The 17,601-nt window shown below is 53.7% G+C and carries 11 protein-coding genes; all 11 read left to right on the top strand.

The genetic code is table 11. The features are described 5' to 3' along the window. The first annotated feature begins 21 nt into the window (after positions 1-21). The 11 genes from R3C20_07295 to R3C20_07245 all read left to right on the top strand — a co-directional run bounded on the left by R3C20_07295 (position 22) and on the right by R3C20_07245 (position 17,551). Entirely contained in the window at positions 22-1,521 is a 1,500-nt protein-coding gene (locus R3C20_07295) for a glutamate synthase subunit beta (protein MEZ6040294.1), read from the top strand. 98 nt (positions 1,522-1,619) lie between these two features. Beyond that, positions 1,620-2,981, top strand: coding sequence for a Gfo/Idh/MocA family oxidoreductase (locus R3C20_07290; protein ID MEZ6040293.1), 1,362 nt, complete (start codon positions 1,620-1,622; stop codon positions 2,979-2,981). Positions 2,982-3,097: 116 nt separating this feature from the next. Further along, positions 3,098-3,622, top strand: a complete 525-nt coding sequence (locus R3C20_07285) for a YfcE family phosphodiesterase (protein MEZ6040292.1) — start codon at positions 3,098-3,100, stop codon at positions 3,620-3,622. Between the two features lie 6 nt (positions 3,623-3,628). Then, positions 3,629-4,966 (top strand): VCBS repeat-containing protein, encoded by a 1,338-nt coding sequence (locus R3C20_07280; GenBank protein ID MEZ6040291.1) that lies wholly within the window; start codon positions 3,629-3,631, stop codon positions 4,964-4,966. Continuing rightward, positions 4,963-6,345 (top strand): tetratricopeptide repeat protein, encoded by a 1,383-nt coding sequence (locus R3C20_07275; GenBank protein ID MEZ6040290.1) that lies wholly within the window; start codon positions 4,963-4,965, stop codon positions 6,343-6,345. The genes R3C20_07280 and R3C20_07275 overlap by 4 nt, the downstream gene beginning before the upstream one ends. A gap of 73 nt (positions 6,346-6,418) precedes the next feature. Beyond that, the gene (locus tag R3C20_07270; protein ID MEZ6040289.1) at positions 6,419-6,601 is read left to right on the top strand and encodes a hypothetical protein; all 183 of its coding nucleotides are present in this window, start codon (positions 6,419-6,421) and stop codon (positions 6,599-6,601) included. 65 nt (positions 6,602-6,666) lie between these two features. Next, the gene (locus R3C20_07265; protein ID MEZ6040288.1) at positions 6,667-9,756 is read left to right on the top strand and encodes an FG-GAP-like repeat-containing protein; all 3,090 of its coding nucleotides are present in this window, start codon (positions 6,667-6,669) and stop codon (positions 9,754-9,756) included. Between the two features lie 59 nt (positions 9,757-9,815). Beyond that, a complete protein-coding gene (locus R3C20_07260; GenBank protein MEZ6040287.1) occupies positions 9,816-10,667 on the top strand; it encodes an ElyC/SanA/YdcF family protein in 852 nt (283 codons plus the stop codon). A 181-nt stretch (positions 10,668-10,848) separates the two neighbouring features. Continuing rightward, positions 10,849-12,081, top strand: a complete 1,233-nt coding sequence (locus R3C20_07255) for an LL-diaminopimelate aminotransferase (GenBank protein ID MEZ6040286.1) — start codon at positions 10,849-10,851, stop codon at positions 12,079-12,081. A 209-nt stretch (positions 12,082-12,290) separates the two neighbouring features. Further along, positions 12,291-15,179, top strand: a complete 2,889-nt coding sequence (locus R3C20_07250; GenBank protein MEZ6040285.1) for a multiheme c-type cytochrome — start codon at positions 12,291-12,293, stop codon at positions 15,177-15,179. 161 nt (positions 15,180-15,340) lie between these two features. Next, entirely contained in the window at positions 15,341-17,551 is a 2,211-nt protein-coding gene (locus R3C20_07245) for a hypothetical protein (protein MEZ6040284.1), read from the top strand. The last annotated feature ends 50 nt before the right edge of the window (positions 17,552-17,601 follow it).

Below are 17,601 nucleotides of genomic sequence, written 5' to 3'. Positions count from 1 at the left end.
GAAGAATGAAAGTAGAGAGTCATGGGAAAGCCAACAGGCTTCAAAGAATTTGCCCGACAGACACCAACCGACCGTGAACCGCTGCTGCGAATTCTGGATTGGAACGAATTCCACAATCACATGGACGAGCCTGAACTGCGAAAGCAGGGCGCGCGATGTATGGATTGCGGAGTTCCGTTCTGCCATACCGGCGAGATGATGGCCAATATGGCAAGCGGCTGTCCCATCAATAATCTGATTCCGGAGTGGAATGACCTGGTTTACAACGGTCGTTGGCGGGATGCTCTGGACCGACTTCACAAGACGAACAATTTCCCTGAGTTTACCGGGCGAGTCTGCCCGGCGCCGTGTGAGGGTTCCTGCTGCCTTGGAGTGAATGAACCCCCGGTTACGATCAAGAACATCGAATGTGCGATCGTTGATCATGGGTTCGAGCACGGATGGATTGTTCCGGAACCGCCCGCCGCCCGTACAGGGAAGAAGATTGCAGTTGTCGGCTCAGGCCCGGCCGGGCTTGCCTGCGCAGCCCAGCTCAATAAGGCTGGCCATCTGGTGACGGTTTTTGAAAGGGATGATCGCGTGGGCGGCCTGCTGATGTATGGCATCCCGAACATGAAGCTGGACAAGAAAGACATTGTTGAACGTCGAGTGAAACTGCTTGAGCAGGAAGGAATCACTTTTGTTACCAACACGGAAATCGGCCGGGATGTCCCGGGGGACAAGCTGAAGAGTGAATTTGACGCCGTAGTGCTCTGTACGGGATCTACTCGTCCAAGAGATCTGCCGTCTCCGGGAAGGGAGCTCAAGGGAATTCATTTTGCGATGGACTTCCTGCGGCCGAATACCAGGAGCCTTCTGGATTCAAATCTGGCTGATGGAAACCACATCAATGCAAAAGACAAGCACGTGGTTGTGATCGGCGGTGGTGACACCGGGAATGACTGTCTGGGCACATCATTGCGGCATGGATGCAAGTCGATTGTCAACTTTGAAATCGTCGAACAGCCGCCGTTGCAGCGTTCGTCAAACAATCCCTGGCCGCAGTGGCCTCGCGTGTTCCGTGTGGATTATGGTCATGAGGAAGCTGCAGCAAAGTTTGGCCGCGATCCTCGCGAATTCTGCGTACAGACACTCGAATTCATTGGTGATGAAAATGGCAACGTGAAGGCCGTTAAGACCTGTGAAGTCGACTGGCAGAAAATCACCGAAGGTGGAGCTCCATTCACGCCAATCCCGGGCAGTGAGAAGGAATATCCTGCGGACCTGGTCTTCCTGGCACTCGGATTTCTCGGGCCCGAACATCCGGCAGCGCAGCAGCTTGGAATCGATATCCGCGAGGGTCGCGGCGGGATGAGTTGGTTCACGGCAGAACACGAGAAGTACACCACGAACGTCAGCAACGTCTTTGTCGCCGGTGACTGTCGACGCGGGCAGAGCCTGGTTGTCTGGGCAATCAATGAAGGACGTGGAGCGGCACGTGAAGTGGACCGATACCTCATGGGTACCACCGATCTACCTTAACTTCGACCGACTTTGATCTGGGGTAACAAGACGTTACCATGGAAACACGGTCATTTGGTTTGCTGTAAATTCACCGATCTACCCGGAGCCCAAAAGCGATGGCGAAAAACAATTCCGATTCAACTACCCGCCGCAGTTTTCTGCAGACCAGTTCAGCAGCAACCGCTGGAGCAAGCCTGCTGACAGGACTCAGCCCTGTCATGGCTGCCCACACGAGTTACGACGAAACCATCAAGATCGGTCTGATCGGATGTGGGGGACGAGGTCGTGGCGCCGCTGAGCAGGCGATGAACACGGAAGGTCCGACCAAACTGGTCGCGATGGCGGATGCATTTGCTGACAATCTGGAGAGTGCTCACAAGACTCTGGTCAGAGCCCACAAAGACAAAGTTGATGTCCCTGAAGACCGTCGTTTTGTTGGCTTCGATGCCTATCAACGGGTTCTGGAGCAGGACATCGATCTTGTAATCCTGGCGACGTCTCCCGGATTCCGTCCTCTGCATTTCGAAGCAGCAATCAACGCTGGCAAACACGTTTTCATGGAGAAACCTGTCGCTGTCGATGCCGCAGGTGTACGAAAGGTAGTTGCGGTCGCACAGGAAGCCAAAGCGAAGAATCTGGCTGTGGCTGTTGGTCTTCAGCGTCACCACGAACCCATCTACAAAGAAACGATCCAGCGACTTCATGATGGCGCCATCGGCCGAATTGTGGCAACTCGTTGCTATTGGAACGGTGCTGGTGTCTGGGTCCGCCCTCGCAAGGATGGACAAACAGAAATGGAATACCAGATGAGAAACTGGTACTACTTTAACTGGCTTTGCGGTGACCACATCACCGAACAGCACATTCACAATCTGGACGTCATCAACTGGCTGATGAAAGGTTATCCAGTCATGGCCCAGGGCCAGGGGGGGCGTCAGGTTCGAACCGGAAAAGAATACGGCGAGATCTACGACCATCACTTCGTTGAATTCACTTATGAAGACAGCGATGGCATAAAAGTGCCACTGCTGAGTCAATGTCGGCATATTCCAAACTGCTGGAATGAAGTGGATGAATACGCCCACGGCAGCGATGGATTTTGCCACCTCGCTGACGGGATCATCTATGACGCGAAGGGCAATGTGAAATGGGAGTTCCCGAAGAAGGACGCCAACGGCAAACGCCGCGGCGGTCTGCATGATGGCCACCAGCAGGAACACCACGATCTGTTCGCTGACCTGCGAGCGGGTCGAATCCCCAATGAAGCGGAGTACGGTGCCTACAGTAGTATGACATCAGTACTGGGGCGTATGGCGACGTATTCCGGGAAGCCTGTTTCATGGAAAGATGCGTTGGCGAGTGAAGTTCGCATCTCACCAGTGGAGCAGTACCATAGCTTTGAAGACACGCCGCCAGTGCTTCCGAATGAGAACCTCGAATACGCGATTCCAATGCCCGGTGTGACAAAGGTTTTGTGATCGATTCGTTGAGGAGCCCCGCTTGAACGAATAACGGCCTGGCGATGTCCTTCATCGTCAGGCCTTATTTTTGGTGCCCTGATCATTTTCAACTCCCCCTGGAAGAATGTTCCCGAATGAAAATCGGCATCATGTCAGATATTCACGACAACGTGGATAATCTTCGGCACGCAATCAATCTCTTTAACTACCTTCAGGTGAGAGCAGTTCTGCTGGCTGGTGACTTCGTATCACCGCTCGTCGTACCGTCTATGCGCAAACTGACGTGCCCCGTCATTTCCTGCTTTGGTGACAACGACGGCAATCAAACCGGCATCCTCGGCGGGATGAAGATTATCGGTACTGTCGGCTTTGGAGCGATCTGCTGGAGATCACCCGACGGCGTTCACTTCCTGATGGCCCATCAGCTGGAAGACATTCGAAACTGCATCGATGGTGCTGATGTCGTCATCTTTGCGCATACGCATCGATCGAGTGTTGCGAAGGATCGGCATGGACGCTTATTCGTAAACCCAGGTGAAGTCGGCGGATGGATGTTTCGGAAACCGACGGTCGCCGTAGTTGATACTGAAACTCGTGAAGCAGAGATTCTTTCCCTGCCGGAAATGTCTCCAGGTGTCTTCATTCCGGAGCCAGGATAGTCGGTGATGAAACCTCAGTGGAAGCTCATTCTTCTGGTGATTACAGCGATGGCAATACCCATCTGTACTTACCTGCTATTACCGCTGGTCCCTGCGACAGAACTTCAGGTGGAAATGCCGGTGGATGGCTCACAGTTTCCAACATCGAAGCTGGCGTTCCGGCAGGTGATTCCATCCGCTCCGGTCGGGCATCCGAGAATCTGTCATGTCGATGTGCAGCCAGTGACCGGGCTGACCGGCACATCAGGCACCAGCGGGAACGGGATTATCGTCTGTGATGCAGGTCGCAATACTGTCTCTGTTATGCAGTATGCATCGGGCTTATGGAATGAACAGACAATACTCGAAGATGTCATCGCTCCCGCCCATGCAACATTGTGCGACATCGATGGCGATCTTGATCCGGATATCGCGGTGGCGGTTCTCGGCAACATCGAACCGGACGACGACGTTATTGGCAAGGTGATCCTGCTGGTCAACGATTCAGGAAGTTTTCAACCGCATGTCATCCTGGACGATGTGCGAAGAGTCGCCGATGTACAGCCGGGGGATTTTGACGGAGACGGTGACATCGATTTCGCTGTTGCAGTGTTCGGGTACAACCGAGGTCAAGTTCTGTGGCTTGAGAACCGGGGCGAGCTCCATTTTGTCCGGCACGAACTGCTGACGGCTCCGGGCGTCATTCATGTGCCTGCGGCAGATTTTGATGGCGACGGCGATCTCGATTTTGCCGCCGTGATTTCACAGGATGAAGAAGAAATCTGGGGGTTCGAGAACACGGGCACCGGGCAGTTCAAAGCGAGAAAAATCTGGTTTACCTGGAATTTTGACCTCGGGAGCGCCGGTCTGGTCAAGTCCGATCTGGATCAGGATGGCGACATGGACCTGCTACTTCCTGCTGGTGACAACCTTGAAGATTTCGATCCCTTTCCCCAGCCTTACCACGGTTGCTTCTGGCTGGAGAACAAGGGAGACTGGAATTTCGAAAGCCGGAGAATTGCGACGCTCGGCGGAACCTACGCCGCCGATGTGGGTGATCTGGACGGGGATGGTGACAACGATGTTGCCCTGGTCAGCATGGCTAATGTCTGGGATGCATCAGATCGTGCCAGCCTGGTCTGGCTCGAGAATGATGGTCAGCAGAATTTCACGACATGGCAGGTGGCCAGCGCTCCGACCCATCTGGTCACAGTCTCCATCGGTGACATTTCGGGAGACGGGATTAACGACATTGTCGCGGGAGGTCTGCATATCCGCGGTCCCTATGATCGCATTGGTCGGGTCACGATCTGGCAGAACCAGGGTGTCCCGAACGCGACAGGGAAGGTGGTGCTGACAAAATGAAAACAGCATTCAAACTGTTGCTGGCCGTGATCCTCCTGGAATCCGTTGCTACTTCCGTGGTTGTTGTCCGAAGACTCAGGATGTCAGTGCCTCCGGTTCCGAATCTCAACAAACTTGATGATGACGCCGCCGACGAAATCCAGAACCTGCGTCTCAGAGCCATTGAAGGCAGCAGCGAAGACTGGCGTTACCTTGCCGAATCCTATCTGGGGACGGGGTTCTATCTTGCAGCAGAGCGTTGCTTCGATCACGCCGCCGGAATGGCTCCGGACGATGATCAGGCGATGTACGGGAAGGCATTTTGTCTGGAAAGAGTTGGCAAGACCGCTGAGGCTGTTGAAGCATTCAAAGCCACCATTCGACGGGCCGACCCGCAACTGGCGGAAACTTGCTGGTACCAGATCGGTCGCTGTCACTTAAGAGATGGTAACGAGGCGGATGCAGAAAAATCATTCCGGAAAACTCCGAATTCGGCAGCAGCCACCTATCAGCTGATACGAATTCTGTTGCGAACTGATCGTCTCGATGAAGCATCCACACTGTTGCAGGAACAACTCGCCGCATATCCGAATTCTCTCAAGTTGACACAGCTTCAGCTTCAGTTGGCACGTTTGAGAAATGATCCCGCAGCTGTTGAGGAATGGGCGTCCCGCGAGCAACGCGCCACTTACATGCTGGTGCTGGAATATGGACAGAGCTTCATCACGATGTTCGCTGCCAGGCACGGAGTTTCGGCCGTTCTTTCACAGGCTATGCAGCTCAAAAATACCGGCACGCTTCAGGAGCGACAAGCAGCACTGGCTCAAGCCCTTCGGATCATTCGACGAAATGAATTATGGAACTATCGGTCGGTTTTTCTGGCAGCAGCTCATGTTGAATTTGGACTCGGCAACCTGCAGGCCACGCGCAGCCTGATTAGCGAGATTCGAAAGAATTCGAACGACGGGACCGACATTCTGGAACTCGAAGGGTTGATTCTGCAGCAGGAAGGTCGAGAGGAAAAAGCGCGGCAGATCTGGGAACGTGCTCTTGCCATGAAGCCATCAGTGGATTTGCATCAGTTGCTGGCTGATTCTTACGCGAATAATGTTGAGCAACAGGCTTTGCACCAGGAGCGAGTCCGATACTTGCGGTCAGTTGAGGCATTTCGGGACAACGAACTCAGTACAGCATTGGAGGGTCTGCAGGAATGTGTGATAATGCAGCCTGCGCATGCCGAGGCGTGGTTTTACCTGGGAGAAACAAACAGAGCCATCGGAGAGTTTGACAAGGCGATGGCTGGCTATGCACAATGCCTGCGGCTTGACCCGCATTTTGATCGAGCCGGAGCGGCGAGCGAGCAACTGAAGTCAATACTGCAGATGAACGATCGACGATGATTCATCGTGATATCAGCGGTTGGTTCAGTCCGGTGCCAAAACGGTCGATTTTTTGTTCGCGAAGGAAGGTCCAATGAGAATTGTGGTTTTCGCAATGTTGCTGATGATCACGGCCAATATTGTTGGCTGTGGAGGAAGTGCAGTCCCGAATGGTGCACCACCACCACCTCCGCCACCGGGTGCACCCGGCGGAGACGACGACCCCAATGGCGGGGTTGGCTTCGACGATCCAAGCATGGGAAAAGATGGTGCTTAGTTAACATCACGCCCTCTGACGCTTTCGCCAGAGGGCGTTTTACTTTCGCGATCATTAACGCACTGATGCTCTCTCGCCTGCTGAATTTCACTTTGCTTTTCAGTCTGCTGCTTGCTTGTGTTCCGGGTTGTAATACCGGGAACGATCAAGAGCCTCGCGCGAACAATGCTTCTGCGGCTGCCACTATCGGCAACGCCTTGCCGGACCTCCGGATCGCAATGTCCGACGGGCGATTCCGTGATGCGGACGCGTTGGCCTCCGCCATCCTTGCCTTACATCCCGATCACTCCGAGACTCTTTTTCACGCTGCTGTTGCCAGTGCGGAGTTGGGGAACTACCAGACCGCAGTGGACTACTGTCTTCGCGTCGCTCCCGGATCCCCACAATACTCCAACGCGATGATGATGGCAGGAAATCTGCTGCTCGACTGGAAGGGCGAGGTCAAACGCTCTGAACAGTGCTTCCGGTCGGCTTTTGAGTCTGATGATTCCAGTACCTTTGCCAGGGATCGATTGCTGTTCACGCTACAGTTGCAGGGACGCGATCACGAATCAGCTGTCCTGCAGATTTCCGCGCTTCATGAGGCTCCTGGGGATTTGAGTCGGCTGATCGCCGTCATTCAGGGTGATCTCGCCTTTCCGGCAACTGCGTTGATTCAGATATTGCAGAAATCCGACCCGACATGCGGCGGACTATGGCTGGCTGAAGCAAAGCCACTCCTGCTCCGAAAGGATTTCCGGAACGCGGAGGCTCTTTTAAGAACGGCATGTCAAAAGGATCCCGAATCCGTCGATGCGTGGGTACAACTCGGCAACCTGCTTCTTCTGGAAGACTCGTCCGGAGAACTTAGGACCTGGTTTGACATCAAGCCCGGCGGGGCTGAAGCTCACCCAGGGTTCTGGTTGGTCGCGGGCGAGTACGCTCGGCAGCAGAATGAGCCCCGGCTCGCGGCATCCTGTTTTTTCTCTGCGCTGGAATTGACTCCGGCTTCTATTCAGGCGAACTATGGATTTGGGATTTGTCTCCAGCTGATGCAACTGGGAACAGACGCGGAGCTTTTCCTGTTGCGAGCTCAGCAATTGCAGCGTTACCAAAAACTGCTGGACCATGCGGCCACTGCAGGGGATGAGTCTGTCGTTACGATCGATACATTGCGCGAGGGGCAGGACCTTGCGACCTCGCTGGGATTAGCCATTGAAGCAGAAGCATGGCAAACTCTCATTGCCAATCGTCAGCAGACACGTGGAATTACCGAGTCTCAACCTGATAGCAGAGCAGAGGAACGCAGAACGCGTCTACCGCCGACAGAGAAGCGGTGTGAACTGCCAAAACTGAGTGAAACGGCACAACGGGCAATCGTTACGAAAGACCTGAGCCATGTCGTGGCAGATCTCTTCCGCAAAACCAACAGTCAATCGCACGTCGATGTGGCTTCGGATGAATCACCTGCCTGGACAACGAACAGGATGTTCCGGAATATTGCCGAGGCATCAGGTTTCGAGTTCGAATTCAATAACGGTACTTCAACCGGAATTACGGGGCAACAATGGGCATATGACTTCACTGGCGGTGGCGTAGGTGTCATCGATCTGGATGGTGATTCGTGGCCGGACATATTCTGTGCGCAGGGGACTTATCTGAATTCAGTTGACAGCGAACATCGTCGGGAGATCGTGCCAAACGAGGGGGTATTCCGCAACGTGAGAGGCCACCAATTCCTTGATGTGTCGGACGTCGCGCTGAATCATGTGCTGGCGGACTATAGTCAGGGTGTTGCGGCTGGTGACTGGAACAACGACGGATTCCCTGATCTGTTCATCGGAAATATTGGTCGCAACCGACTCATGCTTAACAACGGTGATGGCACATTCACGAACGTCTCCGAACAGGTCAATGGCGATGCAGAACGCTGGTCAACCTCCTGCGGCATCGCCGATATCACCGAAGATGGTCTGCCGGACCTGATCGCAATCAGCTACGTCGAGGGCGACTATCTGACACGGATTTGCAGGGATGAATCCGGACCACGTGACTCCTGCGCACCGCAGGCATTTCCGGGCAGCCAGAATCAAATCTTCGTGAATCAGGGCGACGGTTCATTCGTTGATGGAACAGCTGCCATGGGCTTTGCCGGCTATGAAGGAAAGGGACTTGGTCTGATCGTTGGTGATCTCAACAACGACTTACACGCAGACCTCTTCATTGCGAACGATGGTACGCCCAATTTTCTGTTTCTCAATGAAGTGGAGAAGCCCGCCGGCGTTTCTGAAGGAGACACCGGCCCTCAATTTCGTGAGGCTGCGCTTCCGCTCGGAGTTGCTCTTGATAAGACCGGCAGAACCGAAGCGTGTATGGGAGTGGCCGTTGCGGATTTTGACAGGGATACATTCTTTGAGATCTTCGTGACCAACTTTTACGAGGAATCAAACACGTTCTATCAACCGACTGGCAGGACGTCCGTTTTCCTTGACCATTCCGTCCATTCCAACCTTGGTCCGGCGAGTATTCAGTCGCTTGGGTTTGGAACTCAGGCCATCGATGCTAACCTGGATGGTCGGCTGGATTTGTTTGTGGCCAATGGTCATGTGGACGATTTCAGGGATCGCGGGATACCGTGGGCGATGCGTCCGCAGCTCTTTCTGAACGAAGGCTCCCGGCGTTTTTCTGAAGTACGTGCAGAAAACGCAGACTCTGACTACTTCCAGCAGGAATGGCTTGGCCGGGCTGTGGCTCGGCTGGACTGGAATCGTGATGGTGCAGAGGACCTGGCAGTTTCTCACCTGAACTCAGGATACGCACTGCTGGAGAACATCTCGGGGCTGCAAATCAAGGATCGTGTCAACAGCGTTGCGGTAAAGGTGGTTGGCACCTCAGTCTCCAGGGATGCCGTCGGCACATTGATTTCGTTGTCTGGTACGCATTCCGATGAATCTGAATTCCGTCAGGTCCAGGCAGGTTCGGGGTATCAGGCAAGCAACGAATTTCAGTCTGTGTTTGTGTTTCGGAGCGAAAGCGGGAAACCGGAAAATGAGGTGGTCGGCATTGAAGTGCGATGGGGACAACAGGAGAATACGGTCCAACATTCCGTCAACGAACGGTGCACGACCCTTGTTCTCATCGAAAAGCGGAATACCGCCTACACCATCCCTCGCTGAAGCTTTCCCATTGCAGTAGCGCATGCCATGCGTTGATCACTGCAGCAAAGTTGCAAACTATGCACTCCGTTTCTCTTCATGCAATTGCAATCCGATTTGTGGTGATCACGAGCGTCAGTCTGGCAACCATCTGGATTAGTCTAGGCCGAATGGCGGCCGAGAAAGTTGCGACGGCAATTGCAATGCCGGTTGGGATCATCTGGATGCTCCTGTTGTTCGCCTGTGCGGTGGCAATCGCCCGCCGGGAAAAAGCATCAGCAATGTTTATTTTTATGATCTGGCTGGCAGTCACATTCGCGGGAAGCGGATTTGTCGCCGGCTGGGTGGCCGACTCTCTGGAATCGCCATTCCTTGCGATCAGCCCGCTGGAAGAAGAGCCTTTCCACGTTGTCGTCGTGCTGGGGGGCGGAGGTTCCATCGGCGGTAACAACCGGATGCAGGGCAACTCTTCAGGTGACCGATTGATTCTCGCAGCGCAGCTGTTTCATCAGGGAATTACAGAGAACTTCATCTGCACGGGTAAGCGAATCGAATCCATGAATTCCTCAGGGGTCGATCCATCCGATGTTTCAGCAGAAGTGCTTCAGAAACTTGGAGTCCCTGAATCTGCGATCGAAAAGCTTGGTGGTCGGAATACATCGGAAGAAATGAAGACACTTGGGGAACGGTTTGGTACGTCGGACAAGAGAATCGGGATCCTGACGTCCGCATGGCACCTGCCTCGCGCACTCAGGCTGGCCCGCCGGAACAACTTCAATCCGCAGCCATTACCGGCAGATTTCCGAAAGTCTCCCGACATCAACCCTCCAACAACAGGAGAAGTTCTCCTGATGCTGATTCCGTCCGCGGATGCACTGGCGGCCAACACCGCCATGGGCAAGGAATACCTCGGAATGCTGGTCGGCCGCTAGAAACCAGCGAATCGCACTCGTGTGATTCCTTGTTGATGGAATTGCACCAATCTTGCGTACTCGGGTGGAAATCTGCTTCGGATCTCCACAAGATTTGCCGCTGACTGGCAATGCGACCCCGTATTGCATTAAGCGCAGCAGCGCATTGTTTCATTGGCGACAAACGTGAGAACGACGGTTCATGTTTCAAATTAACGAGAACTACCTGAAGCTGAAGGCTGGTTACCTGTTTCCTGAGATTGGTCGGCGTGTCACGGCGTTCACCAAAAGCAACCCCGACGCCAGGGTCATTCGGCTCGGTATTGGAGACGTTACAGAGCCCCTGCCACAAGCGATCGTGCAAGCCATGCACGACGCCGTGGACGAAATGGCCAACCGCGACACGTTCCATGGTTACGGTCCGGAACAGGGCTATTCATTTCTCCGTGAACCAATCGCTGCATCCGACTTTCAGGCTCGCGGTGTGGATATCACGCCGGAGGAAATCTTTATCTCCGACGGCTCGAAGTGTGATACCGGCAACGTTCTGGACATCCTCGGCCCGGATAACCGAATTGCCGTCGCAGACCCGGTCTATCCGGTTTACGTCGACACCAACGTCATGGCAGGGCATACGGGTGATGCAGACGCCAGCGGTCGGTACGAGGGACTCGTTTACCTGCCGGGGACAGAAGACAACAACTTCGTCCCGGATCTGCCGTCGGAAAAGGTTGACATCATCTACCTGTGTTATCCGAATAATCCAACAGGAACGGTGGCGACCAAGGAATCGCTCCAGCGGTGGGTGGATTATGCGCGAGAGAACAAATCTCTGATTCTCTTCGACGCAGCCTACGAAGCTTTCATCTCCGACCCGGAGATTCCCCACAGCATTTTTGAAATCGAAGGTGCGAAGGATTGCGCGATTGAATTTCGCAGCTTCAGCAAGAACATTGGTTTCACGGGTGTTCGATGTGCCATGACCGTGATCCCGAAGCAACTGACTGCCACAACATCAGACGGTACAGAAGTTTCACTCCATCAACTCTGGAGTCGACGGCATTCGACCAAATTCAACGGTGCGAGCTACATTGTTCAAAAAGGGGCGGCAGCGGCTTATTCCGATGAAGGCCGTCAACAGATGAAGGGTCTGATTGATTTCTATATGACCAATGCCAGGTTGCTTCGCGATGGACTTGAGTCGCTGGGAATTCGCGTTTTTGGTGGAGTTAACGCCCCTTACGTCTGGCTCAAGACTCCCGACGGATTGTCAAGCTGGGACTTCTTTGACAAGTTGTTGCAGAAGGGACATCTGGTAGGAACGCCGGGAAGCGGATTCGGGGCTGCAGGAGAGGGCTATTTTCGCCTGAGCGCGTTCAATAGCCGAGCTAACGTAGAAGAGGCTCTTCGGCGTTTCACTACCGTTATATCCTGAAGTCTGATGACCCGTTCCGCGAGTGAATCAGCAAACAAGGGGCAACTTTCGAACGTACAGTGATGTACCGCAGGCAGTTGCCCCGACTTTTGCGCCGGTTGCAGATGATTCCGAGTGAGGCGGCAGACGGTCGCCCAGCGGGGGGCCGAGAAGTGATGATTCTTCATACTTGTATTACCAATCCATGACGCAGATAAACTGAGACAACCATGGCTGTCATTCCATCAGACTCTGAAGAGGGCACTGCGTCCAGCGCGGTCATTCCCAGGCGAGTTGTCAAAACGGCAATCGGGCCTCGGTTGCGAGTTCTGTTCTACGTGATGATGGCTCTGCTGGCGTTGATCGGCGCAAACAGCACGTACCTTGCGGGGGTGACCTGTCTGGAGTGGTGGACCAGTCAAACATATCAGGACTACTTTTACGTTTTGATGTTGTTGGTTCATATTGTCCTCGGTCTATGCATCGTCGGACCATTTCTGGTCTTCGGCATCATCCACATGCAGAATACGAAGGATCGGAAGATTCGTCGGACGGTTCGCATTGGGTATGCCTTGTTCGCCGTTTGTCTTCTCGTGCTCCTTTCCGGATTTCTGCTCCTTCGTATCGACGGAGTATTTGACCTGAAACATCCAACAGCTCGAAATGCTGTGTACTGGATGCATGTGGCGTGTCCGGTTCTGGCAGGATGGCTTTACTGGCTGCATCGCCTTGTCGGCCCGCGAATGCGATGGAAGTCGGGACTGGCGCTCGCCAGTCTGGCCGGGGCCGCGGCCATAGGGATGGTGATTCTGCAGTCGCAGGATCCTCGCGACTGGAATGTTGTCGGACCAGAGACAGGTACCAGGTACTTTGAACCGTCACTCGCACGGACCGCGACCGGCAAATTCATTCCGGCAAAGACGCTGGATATGAATGACTACTGCATGAAGTGCCATCAGGACGCTCATGACCAGTGGGCGAACAGCGTTCACAAGTTCAGTTCTTTCAACAACCCGGCTTATCTCGCATCGGTTGCTGAAACTCGTGAAGTCGGGATGCAGCGAGATGGAAATGTTCAGGGATCACGATTTTGCGCCGGATGTCATGATCCTGTGCCATTCTTCAGCGGAGCATTCGACGATCCCAACTTCGATATGCTGAACCACGAAACGGCGAAGTCCGGCATCACCTGCACCGTTTGCCACGCAATTACTCATGTCAACAGCAATGTTGGTAACGCTGACTTCACGATTGAAGAGCCTCAACATTACCCATTCGCATTCAGCGAGAACCCGGTACTTCAATGGGTGAACAATCAGCTTGTCAAAGCAAAACCGTCATTCCATAAGAAGACATTCCTGAAGCCGCTTCACAAGACATCCGAATACTGCGGCGCCTGTCACAAAGTGCATTTGCCATTTGCACTGAACCACTATCGTGACTTTCTGCGCGGACAGAATCATTATGACTCATGGCTATTGAGCGGAGTATCCGGACATGGTTCAAGGAGCTTCTACTACCCGCCGACTGCACAGAACAATTGCAACGAATGTCACATGCCCGTCGGCGAATCCAGTGACTTTGGTGCGAAGGTCGTGGATGAATCCGGGCAGCTCAAGGTCCACAACCATTTGTTTCCGTCCGCGAACACTGCTGTTGCCTGGCTCAGAGACCAGCCGGAGGTTATCAAGGCTCATCAGGACTATCTTCAGGGCGTCATGCGGGTCGATCTGTTTGGCTTGCGGGAAGGTCCTTCGGTCGAAGCACCGCTGACAGCTCCATTGCGGCCACAAGTCCCGCCATTGAAACCCGGCCAGACCTACCTGCTGGAGGCAGTGATCAGAACATTGAAAATGGGGCACCATTTTACGCAGGGGACGACGGACTCCAACGAGATCTGGCTGCATCTGACCATGACCAGTGACGGCCAAACATTGGGAGAAAGTGGAAAACTGCTGGAAGACAACAGCGTCGATCCGTACGCACATTTCGTCAACAATTTCATGCTGGATAAAGATGGTAATCGCATCGACCGGAGAAATGCTCAGGATATCTTTATCCCACTCTACACCAACCAGATTCCTCCTGGTGCAGGGCAGACCGCTCACTATCGATTTACCGTCCCGCACGACGTAGCGCATCCCGTCACGGTCAAGGCGCGGCTTCTGTATCGGAAGTTCGACTCGATCTACATGGAATACGTTGACAGGAAACTGGCGGAGATGGGAAGTCCAATTCGAGGGCATCAAGCCGGGCAGGCGTATCGAAATGAACTTCCTATTACATTGCTGGCCGAAGACGAGATGACATTTCCTGTACACGGAAGTGGCATTGACGTCGAGAATGCTCCCTCCACGATTCCCGAATGGCAGCGATGGAACGACTACGGCATCGGCCTGCTATTGAAGGGGAAAGCGGAACTCAAACAGGCGGCCGATGCGTTTCGGCATGTTGAGCAGCTGGGACGCTACGACGGACCTTTAAATCTGGCCCGTGTGTTGTTCGAAGAAGCCGGACACGGACAACTGGATGAAGCTGTTGAAGCTGTGAAGCGAGCCGCAACTTACACCGATCCACCAGCTCCACCGTGGACCCTTGCCTGGCTCAGCGGAGTCGTGAATCGACAACAGGGTTACCTGAAGGAGGCTGAAGACAATTTCCGACAGGTGCTGGAATACAAAACCGAGGAGACAGTCCGACGAAAATTTGACTTCAGCCGCGACTACGTTGTTAACAATCTCTTAGGCCAGACAATCTTCGATCGCGCGCTGCAGATTCGAGGTGATGCTCGCAAAGAAGAGCGTGCCGAAAGGATGAGAGAGGCCATTCAGATCTTTCATCGGACGCTTTCCATAGATTCTGAAAACGTTGACGCTCATTACAATCTCGCCAGCCTTTATCGCGAGATCGGCGAAATCGAGCTCGCTCAGAAACACAAGGATCTGCATTCGCGATACAAAGTCGATGACACCGCTCGGGGAAAAGCACTACAAAAGGCCAGGGAAAAATACCCCGCAGCGAACTTCAAAGCAGAACCCGTGGTGATCTACGATCTGCAGCGTGATGTTCGTCCTTCGGAATCTCAACCAAAACAAGCAGACGAGATCGAATTGAAGTAGTACCACCGTCGGCAATCGAAGGCTGTGTTCGATAATTTCGCAACCCGTCCAGACCGAAGTCACTGCTTCAGTATCCTTGCCGGTGTTTAACGTTAGAGCTGCTGCTCTTTGAAAACGTCAAACGCTATGTCCACGATTCATGACGGAACCAGGAGCCAAACGTGCCCACCAACACAAGACTAGTGGCTGTTTCCGTCTGCATCCTTTGTCACGTGATCGTCGCGGTGGTGCTTTTTCAGTCGGGTGATGGAACTGTCTTTGGCTGGGGATCCGTCGCACTTTTCATCAGTCTGGCAATGATTGTGATCCTTCTCAGGGGATCAGCTAACAGGCAGGGAACGACAGATGACCAGGCAACCAGCCTCGATTCCGTCAGGAATGCACTTCTACGCGAACGAGAAGAATTCGAAGTGCTGCGTGCAAGTACCGCGGATGGATTCAACCAGCTCTCAGACCGACTAGCCGAGCGGGAAAGAGATCTGGCGACGCGTATGGCGCGGTTTCAGGAGATCATGGAATACCCTGACAAGAGCGAGCAGGTATTTTCGGAAGCAGATATGGCTTCGATCAGCCAGCTTTCTGAGAAAGACAAACAGGTCAATCGAATTCTTGAAGCCGAGGCAGAACGGGTTTATGAGAAGATTCGTATCAATGGATACTGGGTCGACGGTGGGTTGGATACCGAGGCGATCCGGACGGAACTTCATGCACTCGTGAAAAGCATCGCCAGGGTCTACTCCCCCGATAGTCAGCATCCTCTTCTGGAAACCAGTTTCGAACAGTTGGCACGCGCTTCCAGCCGAATCTGCCTGCATGCGCTTGTCCTTCTGGAACAGTTGCCTTTGGGGGTGCAGCGATCCAACTTCAAATCATTGTACAGCTACTTTCAAAAGGCAGCCTCCGGCTACGGTACGTATAAGAAAGCCGCGCCATGGCTGACCTACCTGACCAGAGGCCTGTACGCAGGTCGCCTTGCGAGTGCCACCAATCCGGTCACTTTGGGCGCATGGTGGCTGGCGACAGAAGTGGGCAAACGAGGTGCGTCAAAGTTCGTAGAGAATATGGTGGAAAAACAGGCGATCGCTGTCCTGCATGATCTTGTGACAGTTGTCGGAGTTGAAGTTGCATCTGTTTACGGCCCCGGGTTTCGACAGCGTGATTATGCGTGGATTGCCGGCACAGAACTTGTGGAACTGGTCTCCAGATTTCCAGTCTCACGCGATAGTCTGAGCGAGGGACTTCGAGCCATCACTGCGCTACCCCTTCGAAACGAGTATGATCGCATTTATCTCTACCGGTGTCTGGCGAATCACCGATCAACCGGGATGCGACTTCCCGATCCCACGCTGCTGTCCCGTGATCAACGAGAGAACCTTGCGACCCAGTTGGAAACGTTCTTTGAAAGACACATCCACGGAGCAACGCGTGAACTCGCGCAGGACTGGAGGAGTGACTTTGAGTCTCGATTCGACATCAAACTGAAACCAACAGGCCATCAGAACGCAGACAAGCGTTTGAATGTTTCTCAGGAGGAAGCGTCCAAAGCGATTTATTCGCTGAGCGGTTTTATTACGGCCTGTTGCGGATGGGATTCTGAGCAATGTCGGAATTTTCTCGCGACAAGCCCACTGATCGGAAGGGTTGATGATGAAACACGAAAGAGAATCGCCTGCACCGACAAAGACTGGCTGCCTCGTTCGACGTTTGAGCCACCGGACATTGATCCGGCTTCGGAGATCACCGAGATGTTCCTGCAGCAACTGGCTAAGACCGCTGGTTTAACGCTCTGTGAACACACCGAAGTTGAAAGGCTGGCGCGCGAAACAGCTGGCTATTTCCGGCGGACTCCCCGGGAAACGGATTCCATTTTCAGCGAGCAGTACAGGCGTTTGCTGCAAAGCCGATCGAACCGGGATCTGAATGAAGAACTGACGTATGGAGTCTTGCGATCTGTGTTGCTGCATATGAAGCCCACAGAACGACTGTGCTTTTGCTACCAGGGTGTTACTGTCAGCGCGAAAGCATCCATTGAGACGAGCGGAGCCTGTTACGAGAATGTCGATCTTTGGCTGGTGGGTTTTTCGAGTCCAGAGCAAGATAAAGCACCGTCCGAGGTTCGAACCGTCCTTGTTTCCGCAATGGACACAGGAGACGTTCTATGGGAGGCCACAGGCTTTCTCAGGGTTCAACGACTGAAACGCGTTTTCCTGGATGACGCAGTGATTGATGGTGGACTTTGGAATGACGCGACTCTGCAAAACGCAAACGCATCGCTCGTCGTTCCCGGCAGTCTCCGCGGTGGTCGTTATTCATCCTGGTTCGGACCTTTACTCGAACGATCCTTAGACTCACGGTCTGCTGAGGATGCTTAGCTTAGCTGTCCTTTGAAATCGCGACAGGCACGCTGGGTGGCGGTAAATTG

This window comes from Planctomycetaceae bacterium, from assembly GCA_041398825.1.
GTDB lineage: Bacteria > Planctomycetota > Planctomycetia > Planctomycetales > Planctomycetaceae > F1-80-MAGs062.
The sequence above is the reverse complement of the archived record's forward strand: the minus strand, read 5'-3'. Positions and strand labels throughout refer to the sequence as shown.